Annotated in this window: 18 protein-coding genes; 13 read left to right on the top strand and 5 right to left on the bottom strand. The window is 37.9% G+C overall.

Translation table 11 applies throughout. The features are described 5' to 3' along the window. Positions 1-23: 23 nt before the first annotated feature. The 3 genes from lepB to rpsD all read right to left on the bottom strand — a co-directional run bounded on the left by lepB (position 24) and on the right by rpsD (position 1,941). Positions 24-560, bottom strand: a complete 537-nt coding sequence (lepB, locus tag IGM04_RS12305; protein WP_010712890.1) for a signal peptidase I — start codon at positions 558-560, stop codon at positions 24-26. 61 nt (positions 561-621) lie between these two features. Next, on the bottom strand, positions 622-1,170 hold the full coding sequence (locus tag IGM04_RS12300) for a biotin transporter BioY (protein WP_002354975.1): 549 nt from the start codon (positions 1,168-1,170) through the stop codon (positions 622-624). 159 nt (positions 1,171-1,329) lie between these two features. Further along, positions 1,330-1,941 (bottom strand): 30S ribosomal protein S4, encoded by a 612-nt coding sequence (gene rpsD / locus IGM04_RS12295; protein ID WP_002365342.1) that lies wholly within the window; start codon positions 1,939-1,941, stop codon positions 1,330-1,332. 323 nt (positions 1,942-2,264) lie between these two features. Between rpsD and IGM04_RS12290 the strand changes: the two genes are divergently transcribed. From IGM04_RS12290 to IGM04_RS12280, 3 genes are all read left to right on the top strand, one after another. Continuing rightward, positions 2,265-3,068, top strand: a complete 804-nt coding sequence (locus IGM04_RS12290) for a formate/nitrite transporter family protein (protein ID WP_002365340.1) — start codon at positions 2,265-2,267, stop codon at positions 3,066-3,068. 72 nt (positions 3,069-3,140) lie between these two features. Further along, complete coding sequence (locus tag IGM04_RS12285) at positions 3,141-3,794, top strand: DNA alkylation repair protein (RefSeq protein WP_086318155.1); 654 nt, start codon at positions 3,141-3,143, stop codon at positions 3,792-3,794. Positions 3,795-3,803: 9 nt separating this feature from the next. Next, positions 3,804-4,580, top strand: a complete 777-nt coding sequence (locus IGM04_RS12280) for an HAD family hydrolase (RefSeq protein WP_002361040.1) — start codon at positions 3,804-3,806, stop codon at positions 4,578-4,580. Positions 4,581-4,628: 48 nt separating this feature from the next. Here the strand turns inward: IGM04_RS12280 and def are convergent, their stop codons facing one another. After that, positions 4,629-5,192: a peptide deformylase gene (gene def / locus IGM04_RS12275; RefSeq protein WP_002354981.1), complete on the bottom strand. Its 564-nt coding sequence runs from the start codon at positions 5,190-5,192 to the stop codon at positions 4,629-4,631. Positions 5,193-5,471: 279 nt separating this feature from the next. On the opposite strand from def, the gene rpsO reads away from it, so the two are divergent. The 8 genes from rpsO to IGM04_RS12235 all read left to right on the top strand — a co-directional run bounded on the left by rpsO (position 5,472) and on the right by IGM04_RS12235 (position 12,917). Further along, positions 5,472-5,741, top strand: a complete 270-nt coding sequence (gene rpsO / locus IGM04_RS12270; RefSeq protein WP_002354983.1) for a 30S ribosomal protein S15 — start codon at positions 5,472-5,474, stop codon at positions 5,739-5,741. A 186-nt stretch (positions 5,742-5,927) separates the two neighbouring features. Beyond that, on the top strand, positions 5,928-8,042 hold the full coding sequence (gene pnp, locus IGM04_RS12265) for a polyribonucleotide nucleotidyltransferase (RefSeq protein WP_002367402.1): 2,115 nt from the start codon (positions 5,928-5,930) through the stop codon (positions 8,040-8,042). Between the two features lie 181 nt (positions 8,043-8,223). Beyond that, positions 8,224-9,084, top strand: a complete 861-nt coding sequence (gene mreC / locus IGM04_RS12260) for a rod shape-determining protein MreC (protein ID WP_002383273.1) — start codon at positions 8,224-8,226, stop codon at positions 9,082-9,084. Beyond that, complete coding sequence (mreD, locus tag IGM04_RS12255) at positions 9,081-9,590, top strand: rod shape-determining protein MreD (RefSeq protein WP_086318156.1); 510 nt, start codon at positions 9,081-9,083, stop codon at positions 9,588-9,590. Before mreC ends, mreD begins: the two co-directional genes overlap by 4 nt. Positions 9,591-9,921: 331 nt before the next feature. Next, positions 9,922-11,340 (top strand): CHAP domain-containing protein, encoded by a 1,419-nt coding sequence (locus IGM04_RS12250; protein WP_179189165.1) that lies wholly within the window; start codon positions 9,922-9,924, stop codon positions 11,338-11,340. A 177-nt stretch (positions 11,341-11,517) separates the two neighbouring features. Continuing rightward, complete coding sequence (locus IGM04_RS12245; protein ID WP_002354991.1) at positions 11,518-12,087, top strand: TetR/AcrR family transcriptional regulator; 570 nt, start codon at positions 11,518-11,520, stop codon at positions 12,085-12,087. Positions 12,088-12,127: 40 nt separating this feature from the next. Further along, complete coding sequence (locus IGM04_RS12240) at positions 12,128-12,598, top strand: low molecular weight protein-tyrosine-phosphatase (protein WP_010715461.1); 471 nt, start codon at positions 12,128-12,130, stop codon at positions 12,596-12,598. 88 nt (positions 12,599-12,686) lie between these two features. Then, positions 12,687-12,917: a hypothetical protein gene (locus IGM04_RS12235; protein WP_002383277.1), complete on the top strand. Its 231-nt coding sequence runs from the start codon at positions 12,687-12,689 to the stop codon at positions 12,915-12,917. A gap of 48 nt (positions 12,918-12,965) precedes the next feature. On the opposite strand, the gene IGM04_RS12230 is transcribed toward IGM04_RS12235, so the two are convergent. Next, positions 12,966-13,700, bottom strand: coding sequence for a class A sortase (locus IGM04_RS12230; RefSeq protein ID WP_002354994.1), 735 nt, complete (start codon positions 13,698-13,700; stop codon positions 12,966-12,968). A gap of 233 nt (positions 13,701-13,933) precedes the next feature. On the opposite strand from IGM04_RS12230, the gene IGM04_RS12225 reads away from it, so the two are divergent. Continuing rightward, complete coding sequence (locus IGM04_RS12225; protein WP_086318158.1) at positions 13,934-14,719, top strand: hypothetical protein; 786 nt, start codon at positions 13,934-13,936, stop codon at positions 14,717-14,719. A gap of 77 nt (positions 14,720-14,796) precedes the next feature. Beyond that, entirely contained in the window at positions 14,797-15,450 is a 654-nt protein-coding gene (locus IGM04_RS12220) for a PepSY domain-containing protein (RefSeq protein ID WP_025191202.1), read from the top strand. Positions 15,451-15,461 lie beyond the last annotated feature (11 nt).

Here is a 15,461-nt window from a genome sequence, read left to right as displayed (position 1 = left end):
TTTTTGAGGGCGGTTTATTATTTTTATGGAAAGCCAATTTTATCTAACGGATAATAACGAAAAGTCAAAACACCTTCCACACTCTCTTGTTTAACAAAGCCAAAGTAACGACTGTCATCTGAGCGCGGGCGATTATCCCCCAAGACAAAATACATGCCTTCTGGAACGGTCAGGGATTGGGTGGCTTCTAAGGTCTCTAGCGTAAAATCTTGGGTATAATTTTCATTTTTAGAGACATTTCGTTTAGCACTTGCTAAGTAATCTTCACTGAGTGATACACCATTAATATAAAGGGTATCATCGCGATACTCGACTGTTTCGCCAGGTAAACCAATTAAACGTTTGGCTACTCGTTGGCCGTTGCGAGGACTAGGGAAAGCGATAATATCAAAGCGCTGTGGCTTTTTAATCGAGGTCACCCATAAACGGTCGTTGTTATGAAGTGTTGGTTCCATTGAAGAGCCGTTCACCGCAGCAGGGGAGAAAACATAGTGTCGAATTAGCAAGACAGCGACGACTAACAAAACCAACTGAACCAATCGTTTTAATAATGAGGACATGGACTTCACTCCTTTGTCCTTTTAGTGTACTACAGACAAGGAAAAGAAAAAAGTTTTCCCCTTAAGAAAGGTGTGCTAAAAAACGTTTCATAAAGCGTTGGCGAATTAAAATACCAACATAAGCAGCTGCGACAGCCTTGATGATACCAGGAATAATAAACGGAGCAAACCCGCCAGCGAAAGCGTTTGGCCACGGTAGATTTGCGGAATATTTCAACCAAATCATACCGAAAACTAAGGTAACTAAGGCGCCGGCAATATTTGCGATAATGGCCCAAGTATAGTTAAAGGTTGTTTTTTCTAAAATATAACCAGTTAATAAGCCGTTGAAGATAAACCCGATTAAATAGCCGCCAGTTGGTCCAAAGAGTACACCGAACCCGCTAGACATCCCAGCATAAACGGGTAAACCAATTAATCCTAATAAGAAGTAAATTAAAATAGCGTAGGTCCCCGTTCGCTTACCCAAAACGGTAGCGGTTAAGCCGATGGCAAATGTTTGTCCGGTTAGTGGGACAATCCCCAATGGAATTGTAAATTGTGAAAGTACAGCAATAATCACAGCGAATTCTGCTGCTAAAATTAAAGAGCGTAACGATGCTTTATTCATAAGAAGCCTCACTTTCTATTGTTAACCAATTATTTTTGTTTGGTTAACAATAGTTTAGCGGAAGTAAACAATTTTGTAAAGAGGGCAAAGAAAAAAACCTTGCCAAGAAAGGCAAGGTTTTGAAAGAAGGTAAGAACCGCAGTTCGACCTTTTGAAATCTTAAAGTTTTTGGTTGTAGTATTCAACGACAAGTGCTTCGTCGATTTCTGGGTAAAGTTCATCACGTTCTGGTAAACGAGTGAAGCTACCTTCTAATTTTTCAGTGTCAAAGCTTACGAATGCTGGACGTCCAACAGTTGCTTCAACCGCTTCTTTAATTGTTGAGATGTTTTGAGATTTTTCACGAACACCGATCACTTGACCAACTTCAACGTGGTATGATGGAATATCAACACGTTTGCCGTCTACAGTGATGTGGCCATGGTTAACTAATTGACGTGCTTGACGACGAGTAGTTGCAAGACCTAAACGGTAAACAACGTTATCTAAGCGTTGTTCTAGTAAAACCATGAAGTTAACACCGTGTTTACCTTCTTTGATTTTGCTTGCTTTAATGAACAACGTACGGAATTGACGTTCGTTCATGCCATACATATGACGTAATTTTTGTTTTTCAGTTAATTGCATTCCGTATTCAGAAACTTTACCACGGCTGTTAGGTCCGTGTTGTCCTGGTTTGTAAGGGCGACGAGCTAGTTCTTTACCAGTACCTGATAAAGAGATACCTAGACGACGAGATACTTTCCATGATGGTCCAGTATAACGAGACATTAAAAATTCCTCCAATAAATAAATGTTTTTTTGGAGTAAAATAATTAGATGAAAAATTCATATTCGTTCAGTTCATTCTTCAACCTTCGCCTTTGCAGCCGCGGTTACGCAGTTGAACCAAGTTTGGCAATGAACTGTTGACGAGTTATTATTCTTCTGCTGCAATTATTTTACACAAAATCTAGTATACTTAATAGGATAGGAAACGTCAAGGTTTTAAAGTGAAATATGAAAAAAAGGTAGACAAAAACACTTTTCCTCATTAGAATAAGGGGAGATGTTTTGAAAATATAAGTTGAAAACGGAATGAAAGGGAGTTTACAATGAAGTCTGGTTCACCATTGTTTGAACAAATTGATAAATCCATCGACAAGAAAGTGAATTTATTCTCAAACAGCTTTTCCCGCTACGCTGTTCGTGCAATGCTTGCTTGCCTATTTTTAACGTTGGGAACAGCCGTTGCTTTTGCAATCGCAATTAAAGGAGAAGGAATTTCTCATGGTTTAGGGAAAATGCTTTACGCCTTCATGTTCAGTTGGTCACTTGTGATGATTTTATATATGAATGCCGAACTTGGTACCTCGAATATGTTGTACATGACTGTTGGGGTCTATCGTAAAAAAGTCAACTTTTCCTTAGCTGCAAAAATTTTATTTACCTGTATCTTATTCAATTTAATTGGTGGCGTCTTGTTTGGTTTCTTGGTATCACTTACGGTGCCATTCCAAGATTTGCCAAAAGATAGTTTCTTCTTTACATCGATTGCTGGAAAATTAGAAAAAACCACCCTGCAAATTTTAGTTGAAGCTATGTTCGCCAATATTGTAGTTAATACAGCCGTATTAGTGAGTATGCGAATGAAAGATGATGCCGGCAAAGTCGCGGCCATTATTTTCATTATCTTTATCTTTGCGTTCCTTGGTTTTGAACACGTGATTGCCAACTTCCCAGCCTTCAGTTTAGCTTACTTTGCTTCGAACGGCGCAATTGAAGCTTTCACAGCTGGTAATGTTGTTCATAATCTGTTCTGGGCCTTTATCGGTAACTTTATCGGTGGTGGCTTAATTATGGGTCTCGGCTATGCCTGGTTAGATAAAGACAACAAAAACTTAACGTATTTTGATTAATTGATCAACCAACTATACTAAAACATGGTACACTGTTTTAGTATAGTTTTTTTTATTATAAGGAGCGAAGGAATGGACACACTTCAATTTCAGAAGAACCCAGAAACAGCAGCAAAAATGTCTGCTTATATGAAACACCAATTTGTTTTTGCAGGCATCCCCGCCCCAGAACGTCAAGCGTTAAGTAAACAACTTTTAAAAGAAAGTCATACGTGGCCAAAGGAAAAATTATGCCAAGAGATTGAGGCTTATTATCAAAAAACAGAACGAGAATATCAGTATGTCGCTATTGATTTAGCCCTTCAAAATGTTCGGAGATTTTCATTAGAAGAGGTGGTAGCGTTTAAAGCCTATGTTCCACAAAAAGCGTGGTGGGATAGTGTGGATGCTTGGCGAAAATTTTTGGGGTTGTGGGTGGCGTTGCATCTGACTGAATTGCCAACGATTTTTGCCCTTTTTTATGGCGCTGAAAATTTCTGGAATCGGCGTGTTGCGCTGAATTTACAGTTGATGTTGAAAGAAAAGACCAATCAGGACCTGTTGAAAAAGGCGATTATTTATGATAGAACTACAGAGGAGTTCTTCATTCAAAAAGCGATTGGCTGGTCATTACGCCAATATAGTAAAACGAATCCGCAATGGGTCGAGGAATTGATGAAAGAATTAGTGTTGAGTCCTTTAGCACAACGAGAAGGCAGTAAATATTTAGCGAAAGCGAGCGAATAAGGAGAAATGATGGAAAGAAAACTTTTTGCATTTGATATTGATGGGACGTTGTTAAATTCGGAGAAGAAAGCATTGGATAGCACGAGAGAAGCGCTAGCAAAATTGCGGGAGCAAGGACACTTAGTTACGCTGGCAACTGGCAGAAGTCGTTATATGGCGCAAGAGGTGATTTGGGATTTAGATTTTACCAATTACGTATTATGTAATGGCGCCGCGGCTTTTGTGGATCATGAGCAATATTATCAAAATTTATTGCACGCTGAAGCGTTGGAACGTTTGGCACAAGACAGTGATCAACGCGGCTTAGGATTTGCTTGTGTGGGCTTAGATGATATTAAGAAGAGCAACCAGCACCGTGCTGAAAAAATGGAAATTGCGATGAACTCTTTTCATTTTCATTCACCTGCTTATGATGAACACTTTTATCGTCAAAATGATATTTACCAAGCGCTGGCTTTTTATGACGCAGAAGATCAGTGTACGTTTGAAGAAGAATACCCAGAATTTCGCTTTATTCGCTGGCATCAACATAGCGTAGATGTTGTGCCTAAAGATGGCTCAAAATCAGCTACGTTAACGTATTTAGCTAAACGTGTGGGCATTGATGCAAAAAATATCATTGCCTTTGGGGACGGCGAAAATGACCGAGAAATGTTAAGCCATGCAGGGATTGGCGTCGCAATGGGCAACGCGAGTCCTTCCATTCAAAAAGTGGCCACAATGGTCACAGATACAAATGATAATGATGGGATTTGGAAAGCCTTAAAAGAAATGAAGGCCATTTAAAAAAACTGCACCGTTTGTCTGAAAACAAACGGCGCAGTTTTTTTTGCTTTATTCGATGACTAAAACGCCCTCTTTTAAAGCAAATGGATTTTCTTTATTAATATGATCGTAGAACATGATGCCATTAATATGATCAATTTCATGTTGAACCACAATCGCTTCGTAGTTTTTTAAACGAACTTTGTGTTTTTCGCCAGCCATGTCAAAATAACTGACGGTAATTTTGTTATGGCGAACGACATACCCAGGCACATCCCGATCGACAGATAAACAGCCTTCCCCTTCACCTAAACATACATCTTGCACAGAATGGCTCAAAATTTTAGGGTTGTACATCACCGTACTTAATGAAGGCGTTTCGTTTTCTGGGTCGTTACTAGGAACATGGACAGCAATAATTCGTTTAGAAATATCTAATTGTGGTGCAGCTAAACCAACGCCACCACGTAATTGTAATTCTTCGGCTTTGACTGGATCTTGACTATTTTTTAAGAAAGTCAACATGTCTTCGCCTAATTGTCGGTCTTCCTCAGTGATAGGGACAGGCACTTCTTCTGCCACAGCACGAAGTGTGGGATTCCCTTCACGAATAATATCTTTCATTGTAATCATTCAATGGTTCCTCCTTTGAAACATAAAAAAATTCTTCTTTTATTTATTCATGCGCTGAAATAATCAGTTGTTTACCACCATTTAGTGTATCACAAAATCACCAAAAAAGGGGCTAGATTGTTTAAAAAAACTATCGAATAATAGAGATTAAGCTTGCATTTTAGCGGTGTTTCCTGTAAAGTAAGCTTGTGTGGAAACACACCATCTATCACTTGGTTTAGCGAGTCACCAACGCTTCACTCAGTGATCAGACGAATAATAGAGAAAGAGGTGGAACAAATGGCAATTTCACAAGAAAGAAAAAACGAAATCATTAAAGAATACGCACGTCATGAAGGAGATACTGGTTCTCCAGAAGTACAAATTGCTGTCTTAACTGAAGACATTAACCAATTGAACGAACATGCGCGTACACACAAAAAAGATCACCATTCTTACCGTGGTTTAATGAAAAAAATCGGTCACCGTCGTAACTTGTTAGCTTACTTACGTAAAACTGACATCCAACGTTACCGCGAATTGATCCAACGTTTAGGATTACGTCGTTAATCATTACGTATAAAGCGAGGTTCAATCAGAATCTCGCTTTTTATCTTATTGTCACTATTGAAGGTCCTCTTTGGAAAGTTTTTAGGAACTACTAACCAAATGAAAGAGCAACAACGACTTGTTACTTTTTCATTTGTTTAGTAGCCGTCTGACTTTTCCAAAGAGCAAGAGTAAAGGAGAAGAATTATGACAGAAAAACAAGTCTTTAAAACAACTTGGGGCGGCCGCCCACTAGAAGTAGAAATCGGCCAATTAGCCAAACAAGCCAATGGAGCTGTCTTAGTACGTTACGGCGATACGGTCGTTTTAAGTGCTGCTGTTGCCTCTAAAGAAGCAAAAGATGTAGACTTTTTCCCATTAACTGTAAACTATGAAGAAAAAATGTATGCGGTAGGAAAAATTCCTGGTGGCTTCATTAAACGTGAAGGTCGTCCAAGTGAACGTGCGACATTAACCGCTCGTTTAATCGACCGTCCTATTCGTCCAATGTTCTCAGAAGGCTTCCGTAACGAAGTCCAAATCACAAACATCGTTATGAGTGTGGATCAAGATTGTACACCAGAAATGGCTGCAATGTTTGGGTCTTCCTTAGCGTTAGCAATTTCAGATATTCCGTTTGATGGACCAATTGCTGGTGTTGACGTTGGTCGTATTAATGGCGAATATGTCTTAAACCCAACGGTAGAACAAGCGGAACAAACAGATATTGAATTAACTGTTGCTGGAACAAAAGAAGCCATCAACATGGTTGAAAGTGGTGCTAAAGAAGTATCAGAAGAAGATATGTTAGGTGCCTTACTTTTCGGTTTTGATGCCATTAAAGAACTAGTGGCGTTCCAAGAAGAAATCGTTGCCGCTGTAGGTAAACCAAAAATGGACGTGGACTTATTACAAGTGGACGCTGATCTTAAAAAAGAAATTTTTGATGCGTACTACAATACAATGAAAACAGCCGTAATGACGGAAGAAAAATTAGCACGTGAAGTTGAAATTGACAAAGTAAAAGATACAGTCAAAGAAGTTTACGCTGAAAAATTTGCGGAACACGAAGAAGAAGCGCAATTACTAAAAGAAGTGAAACAAATTGCGGAAGATCTTGAAAAAGATGTCGTACGTGAGTTAATCACGATCGATAAGATTCGCCCGGATGGCCGTAAATTAGACGAAATTCGTCATTTATCATCAGAAGTAAGTATTTTACCACGTGTTCATGGTTCTGGCTTATTTACTCGGGGTCAAACACAAGCTTTATCCGTTTGTACATTAGCGCCTTTAGGGGAACATCAAATTATCGATGGATTGGGTGTCCAAGATAGCAAACGTTTCATCCATCATTATAACTTCCCGCAATTCTCTGTTGGTTCAACAGGACGCGCGGGCTCACCAGGTCGTCGTGAAATCGGTCACGGTGCGTTAGGTGAACGTGCCTTAGCACAAATTATTCCATCAGAAGAAGACTTCCCTTACACAATCCGCTTAGTAGCAGAAGTGTTAGAATCAAATGGTTCTTCTTCACAAGCAAGTATTTGCGCGGGAACATTAGCATTAATGGATGCGGGTGTGCCAATTAAAGCGCCAGTTGCAGGTATTGCAATGGGTCTTGTTAGTGATGGCGAAAACTATACAATCTTAACAGATATTCAAGGTTTAGAAGACCACCTTGGCGATATGGACTTTAAAGTAGCGGGAACGAAAGACGGAATCACTGCTTTACAAATGGACATCAAAATCCAAGGAATTACAGAACAAATTTTAACGGAAGCATTAGACCAAGCGAAGAAAGCACGGATGGAAATTCTAGAAGAATTAACAACAACGATTGCTGCTCCTCGTGAAGAATTAAGTCAATATGCACCGAAAATTGAAATGATTCAAATTAAGCCAGCGAAAATTAAAGATGTCATTGGTAAAGGTGGCGAAACAATCAACAGCATTATTGATGAAACCGGCGTTAAGATTGATATCGATCAAGACGGTAACGTAAGTATTGCTTCATCAGATGCTGAAATGATTAAAAAAGCCATCAAGATTATTGAAGAATTAACCAAAGAAGTCGAAGTCGGTCAAGTTTACTTAGCAAAAGTTGTCCGCATTGAAAAATTTGGTGCGTTTGTTAACCTAATTAAAGGCAAAGATGGCTTGATCCATATTTCTCAATTAGCAAACGAACGTGTGAACAACGTTGAAGATGTCGTGAAATTAGGCGACGAAGTCCTTGTCAAAGTAACTGAAATTGACAAACAAGGCCGTGTCAACGTGTCAAGAAAAGCATTATTAAACGAAGAAAACAAAGAAAAATAATTTCTTTTTAAACCAACGAAAACCAAGGAAGTTTCCTTTCTTTTCGTTGGTTTTTTCGTTGAAAATAAGCCCTAAAAAAGAAATGATAAAAAAAGCTAAAGACGATCGCCAACTCTTTTGTTTATAGTCAATTAGTGGTAAAATTAATACTATCAGTCTGAAGAATATCTGGGGTGTCTTTGTGAAAAAATTTAATCCAAATAAAAATATAATCATTACCTTAATTTTAGTCATTATTTTAGTAACCATTATTAGTTTAACTGCTGCGCAACGTTCTGAAAAAGGCAAAACCAATGTCGTTCAAGGTGGCGTCAACAATAGCGTTAGTATGGTGGATCGTGTGATTTCTTTTCCAGCTCGTGTGGTGGAAAACGGCTTGTCTTCAATGGGCAATTTAATTAACACGTTTAAAGAAAATGAACGTCTAAAAGAAAAAATTGATAGCTATAATGAATTAGCTGTCCAAAACAATAACTATAAACGCGAAATTGATAGTTTAAAACAAGAATTGAATCTGAACGAAACGTTAGCTAACTATGAAAAAGTAACTGCGAATGTCATTACGCGTTCGCCGGATACTTGGCAAGACTTATTAATTATCGATAAAGGAACCAATGACGGCATTGAAGCGGGCATGGCGGTCATGGCGCAAAAAGGGTTAGTGGGGCGTGTTATTGAAGTCAATGCAACGACTGCAAAAGTGGAACTACTAACGTCTAAAAATGTTAACTCGAACCATTTCCCTGTGCGAGTAACTTCCGCAAATGGCGAATCGTTTGGTTTACTTAAAAATTACGACAATAAGACGAATGCATTAATTGTGTCACAATTAACTGGCGATGCTACTCTGAAAGAAGGCGATGTCGTTCAGACTTCTGGCTTAGGTGGTAATTCCCCAGCCGATTTAGCGGTAGGAACAGTTATTAAAGTGAAACCAGATAGTTTTGGTTTAGATCGTGAAGTTTATGTGAAACCTTATGCGGATGTCTATGGTATCTCCGTTGTGACGGTCGTGAAAAGATCGGCAGGGGAAAGCGAATGATTCGGAAAGAGTATTTAAAATACATCACACCTATTCTCTTGTTTTTCTTAATGTTAATTGATGCTCATTTAACAAAGTCTTTTGAAACGTGGACAAGTAATGTTTACTTCGCCAGTTCTCATCTGCTATTACTGGCGTTTATGTTTGCCGTTCCTAATTTTTCTAAACGTTATTTATTAATTACTTCGTTAATTTTAGGCTTTATTTGCGATAGCTACTACATTGGCATTATCGGGATTTATACAGTCGCACTGACGCTTTCGGTTATGTTGATGTATACATTTAAAGAAGTAATTCAAACAAATTTACTAACTGGTTTTTTTGGGATCGTTATTTTTACCACGTTGTATGAACTGATTGCGGTACTGATTCAAGTGGCCTTTCATTTAGCGGATGTCAGCCCGATTTTATTTATTACGCGTGTGTTGGGCCCTACATTGCTATTGAACATGGTGTGGTATGTTATTTTATCTTATCCGCTGAAAAAACTGTTTTCCGTAAAATAAAAATTGAAAATTTTGTTCGTTTGCGAAAAATGCTCATTTGTTAGCATTTTTCGCTTTTTTTATTTTCTTTAAATAACAAAACAATGAGAAGATTACCCTGGAGCCTTGAAGAAAGTTGTGAAAAAAGTGAAGCTTTTTTTTGTCATTTACAAGAAGAAAATTGAAATATTACTGTAACATCCATATTATCTCAGTGACATACAGCTATGCTACAATTGCTCTATCGTTGAAAAAGAGAAATTTATTCAAATTTTAATAAATAATAAAAAAGCTTAACAAAAAAGGATTTTCGGAGGACAACAGATTGAAGAAAAGTGTATTATCGGCTCTAATGGTATGTTCCATTACATTAACAAGCGTAGCGTTGCCATCCGCAGCATTTGCAGATGAATACGATACAAAGATTCAACAACAAGATCAAAAAATTAATGCGTTAACAAGCCAAATGTCAGATGCAGAAGCAAAAGTTGCCGCGATTGAAAATGATATGGTTGAAACGGCCAAACAAATCGATACATTAACAGCTAAAAAGAACAAGCTATCATCAGAAGTATCTAAATTATATAGTGAAATTTCTGATTTGAATGTCCGTATTCAAAAACGTGAAGTACAAATGACAAAACAAGCACGCGATGTCCAAGTGAATGGTCAAAGTGATTCAATTATTGATGCTGTCTTAGATGCAGATTCAGTAGCAGATGCAATTGGTCGCGTTCAAGCGGTCTCAACAATGATGAGCGCCAACAATGAATTACTAGAACAACAAAAAGAAGACAAAGCGACTGTTGAAAAGAAAACAAAGAATGTTGAAAAACAAATTGCTGAATTAGAAGCAGCAACAAAAGAATTAAATGACAAAACAGAATCATTAAAAACATTGAAGATCCAACAAGAAGTGGCTAAAAATGATTTAGAAGCACAACGTTCTGAAGAACAAGGGAAAAAAGACGGCTTCATTAAACAGAAAAAAGAAGCGGAAAAACGTTTAGCAGAAGAACAAGCACGCCAACGTGCAGCTACTAAAAAAGCAGAAGAACAAGCGGCAGCGCAAGCACAAGCCGCAGCACAAAAAGCGGCAGCAGAGCAAGCGAAAGCAACAAAAGCAGCCAATGAGGCAGCAGCATCCGCCGCTGAAGAAAAAGCCGCAACACCAGTAGTAGAATCATCAACAACTACTGAAAGTACCACAACGCAAGAAACAACAACTTCAAGTACTGAAACAGAAAGTGTTGTAACAACACCTGCAGCAGCACCTGAAAAAGAAAAAGAAGTTCCTGTAACTAACCCAACGACTCCTGAAAAAGGTAATGAAGCAAAACCAGGGAATGGTGGCGTGACTTCAGGAAAACAAGCCGCAATTAATGCAGCTTTAGCAGATGTTGGTAATTCTTATGCAACAGGTTGGAATCAGCCAGGCGAATGTTTAGTATCCGTTCGTCGCTGGTTAGCGGCAGGCGGTATTAACTTCGGTTATGGTGGTCCAAACAGTGGCTATGTTGCTTCTGGCGCAACACAAGTTAGCTGGAGTAACGTGCAACCAGGCGATGTTGTTCAATATGAAAGTGCCTATAGTCCAGATAGCTGGATTGGTGGCGTGCATACTGTCTTAGTTACAGGTGTAAGTGGTGGAAGTGTTCAAATCGTTGAAGCGAACAACCCAGGAGGTTCTGGTTATGTTTCTTCTAACTCTAACTGGTCACCAGCACCACCAGCAGGATTCCGCGCTGTTGTATGGCGTTTTCCAGGCTAAATAGTCATCTATTAATAATTGATAACAAGGAGTGGTAACTAACAAAAATCGTTAGTTGCCGCTTTTTTTATTCATTTAATTTTAAATATATGCATAAAATGTATCTGAAAATATTGTAATCTGGCCGTTTTTTTGCAATTATAGAGGTATATACATATTAGGAGCGGAGGAATCAGCATGAGCGGAACGCACGATACAAAACAAGCAATCGCTTCAGCTTTAATAGAATTATGTGAACAAAAGGATTTTCGTAAAATAAGTGTCCAAGATATTACCAAAAAAGTGGGCTTGAATCGCCAAACATTTTATTATCACTTTACAGATAAATATGATTTATTACGTTGGATTTATCGTCACGATGCATTGATTTACTTAGAAACAGATATTTGTTTGGAAAACTGGGAGGAACAAGCCCTGAAGTTATTAAAAGCGATTAAAGAGAAGAGCCATTTCTACTATACAACGGTGACCTCAGATTCAGAAGTTCTTCTTAATGTTTTTTCCGCTTCGACCAATCGCTTATTTATATCATTATTTGAACAAGTCGATGTTGAGAATCATTTAACAGATAAAGACAAACAATTTTATGCGAATTTCTTTTCCTATGGATGTAGTGGCGTCTTAACGAAATGGATTCTTGAGGAATATCCTCAGACTCCTTTGGAAATGGCGACGCAATTATTCCGTTTAGCGAAAGATACAGAATTTATGGCTTATCATTTGTATGAACAAGAAGCCAATGAGTAATGTGTGAAGGATAAAAAGTTTTATGAAGGAGTGAAACGTTGTGGTAACTGTGTTATTTGTTTGTTTAGGCAATATTTGTCGCTCGCCAATGGCAGAAGCGATTTTTCGTCAGAAAGTCCAACAAGCTGGTTTAGAATCGGCTATTCAAGTGTTTTCAGCAGCTACTAGCCACTGGGAAGTTGGCAGTCAGCCACATAAGGGAACCAGAAAAATTTTGGAGCAACAAGGAATTTCCTATCAAGGAATGCAGGCAACACAAATCCAGCCAAGTGATTTTAAAAAATATGACTATATCATTGGGATGGATGCGAATAATGTGGCAGATTTAAAAGCATTAGCTCCTCAAGAAGAGCAACGGCGGATTCATTTATTTATGGAAGTTGTGGCTGGTAAAGAAACCATGGACGTACCTGATCCTTATTATACTGGAGATTTTGAGGAAACTTACCGCTTAGTGGAAGCAGGTACCTCAGAATGGTTGAAAAAAATAAAAGCACAGCTGAAAGATTAGGACTATAGTCCGATAGTACTTTCTGTTTCCCCTTGGTACAATAGTGTTAACAAATTGTTCAGGGAAAAAGAGACAGGAGGGAAGTAAGATGAACAGTAGTTATTTATCCTATGTTTTTGAATTAAGTTTGTATTATTTATTGTTGATAATGAGTCTGCCGCTAGTGTATGCTGTCACGTATCATTTATCTTTTAGTAGTATGTATACAAGTGAATGGTTAATGATCTCTGTTTTCTTATCTCCGTTAGTTTTATTATTTGCAGGTATTCGTTATGGTTTTGCTCGTTTGAAACAGCAAGAACGTCAAGCGATGAAATAAAGCAAAAAATCCTTGAAAAGTGTCAAAACTTTTCAAGGATTTTTTTTATTAAGCCACCCAATCGGCTAAAGTTTTTTGCTCCAATTGGAAAGCCTTCAACATATCGTCGTTGGCGTCTTTAATAGGCGTCGTTGCTGCCAATGTTCCTTGAACAGCAATTCGCGTCGTTGCTTGTAAATCGCCACAGGTAATTAAGGTAATCATATTTTGACCAGGAACGTCATCAATTAACTCAACACGGGTTGGTTCGATTTTTTCTACAGAAGTTATTTTGTATGTATAAACAGTAGATAAATCAGTGATATAAATGAGTTCGTCTTTTTTGGTTCTTTCTAAAGGTGAAAATAAGGAAACGCCATCTTCCGTTCGATGACTAGCCAAGGCATAATTGTTTTTCCCCATGACTTGATCTTCTTTCATGGTCCCGGCACCAGTTAATAAAGCGACATTTGACAATCCTTTAAAAATAGGCAAATTAATTTCGACACTTGGTATCGCAATGGCACCAATCACAGGTAAGTTTTTGTTTTCAAATTGGGCTTTCATCACCGCTTCTGTGCTCAAGGACTCAACTGAATCAAAGTCAAACGTTGTTTCACGAGCCATATTTTTCTTCACATCAGCTGGTTTCAACTTGCTAACGGCGTACGAGCGGCTATTTTGTTGAACCACCCAACTGCGTATCTGATTGTTAAAAATTAAGGCTAAGCCAATGATAAATAGTAAAACTAATAAGCTGTTGATTAACCAATTTTTTCCTCTTTTTTTCTCTTTTGGGCGCATATTCTCCCTCCTTTTAATGTATCAAGTTTACCACAATTTATTTGAAAAACCTATTTATTTTCTTCGGGGAATAGGTAAGCAGACCGGACCTTGATTTAATAAAAAACAACTGAATCGATTGATTTTTCAAAAAAATCCTCATTTTGTAATGGAATTTTAAAGTAAAAGAAACAAGCTTTTCTTTTGAAAATATTGTAAAATGGTAAGGAGGCTAGTAGAGGGGAGATGGGAATTTGCTTGATTTAATTTATGTACATATAGATGTAACCAGCAACGCGGTTTTATCTAAAGGAATTACCCATTCCGATTTTGTTCGTTCAATTGTGCATCATCCACAGAACTTACTATTATTAGATCCTTCTGCCGAAGCTGGCGAATACGATATGCATTCAGGCTTGAAAATTATTCGTGGAGAAGAAAGCGTCAATCGCTATTTTCAATCGCTACAACGGCGTTGGATGACTGAAGAGATTAAATGGATTGACTTTTCCGATGTGACGATGCTAAAAGAGCTAACGCCATTAGAAATTTCGGAACTTCTTTATTTTGGACACATGAAGAATAGTTTGCATTCGCCTTTCTTTTATAAGCTACAAAATGATTTTGTCTTTTTTGAATTTGCAGATCAGATGACGCGTGTCTATTATCGTTATATTGATGAATTTTATCGAATCTTTGCTGAAAAAATTACACGTGTTGTTTTAGAGAAAGTGAATCATAAAAAGGCCTTCTTTAAACGAAATACGCCTGTCGAAAAATTAAGTCCTGAATTACTTAAAAATATGAAAGGTATCTTGCAAGAAGGTGTTATTTTTTGCTTCCAACAAACAGAAGTGGATAAAGAAGAATATCGGATTCCTATTTACTTGGTGGAAGATTCACTTAGCAAGATGAAAAATACGTCATACCAAAAAGAAGAAATTTTGGCAACGCTTGTCTATAATAGTGAAAAACGCATTTGGCACATTGAACAAGAGAATGATTTCGGTGAAATTTTTATGTTGGCCCATGAAGGCTGAGAGAGCTCTAACTTTATCAACTAAAGTAGGGCTTTTTTTTGTAGCTATGATTTGGATGAGAAATCAAGTATAATAAAATGATAAAAAGGAAAGAAGGTTGTTTAATGAAAAAAATACTCTATGGCGCTCTGACTGGCTTGGCACTCTTTTTGGTAGCTGGCTGTACACCCAAAACACCCACAGCTGTTTCATCAACAAATGAACAAAAAGAAACAGTAATATCAACTACTGAAACAAGTTCATCCGTACAACAAGAAGCAACGACGACATCAGAGAAGACAAGTGCGGTAGCTGTCTCTTTAGAAAAAGTAACGACAGCATTTGAGAAAAAATATCCAGAAGCTAAAATAACAAGTCTGCAGTTAGATACAGATTTTGGCCGTTATTTTTATGAAATAGAAGGCGTGGATCAGCAAAAAGAATATCAAGTTGAAGTGAACGCAGAGACAGGCGAATTCACAAAAGAAAAAGTCGAAACTTTGGATGTCGATGAACAAAATAGCGTTAAAATGCAAGAAGAGGCACTTGATTTAACAAATATCATTTCCAGAGAACAAGCTACAACCTTGGCTGAAAAAGCAGCAAAAGTCGGCCAGGCAACAGATTGGAAGTTAGAGAAAGAATTAGGAATCACCTATTGGGAAGTGAAAGTGAAAGAGGGCCAACAAAAAATAGAGGTAAAAATCGATGCTCATTCTGGTAAAATTTTGACAACTGAGCGGGATGATTAATGGATAAACAG

Source organism: Enterococcus sp. DIV2385 (genome assembly GCF_051711925.1).
GTDB classification, from domain to species: domain Bacteria; phylum Bacillota; class Bacilli; order Lactobacillales; family Enterococcaceae; genus Enterococcus; species Enterococcus faecalis.
Note: the sequence above shows the minus strand (reverse complement) of the source record. Positions and strands in the feature narration are given on the sequence as shown.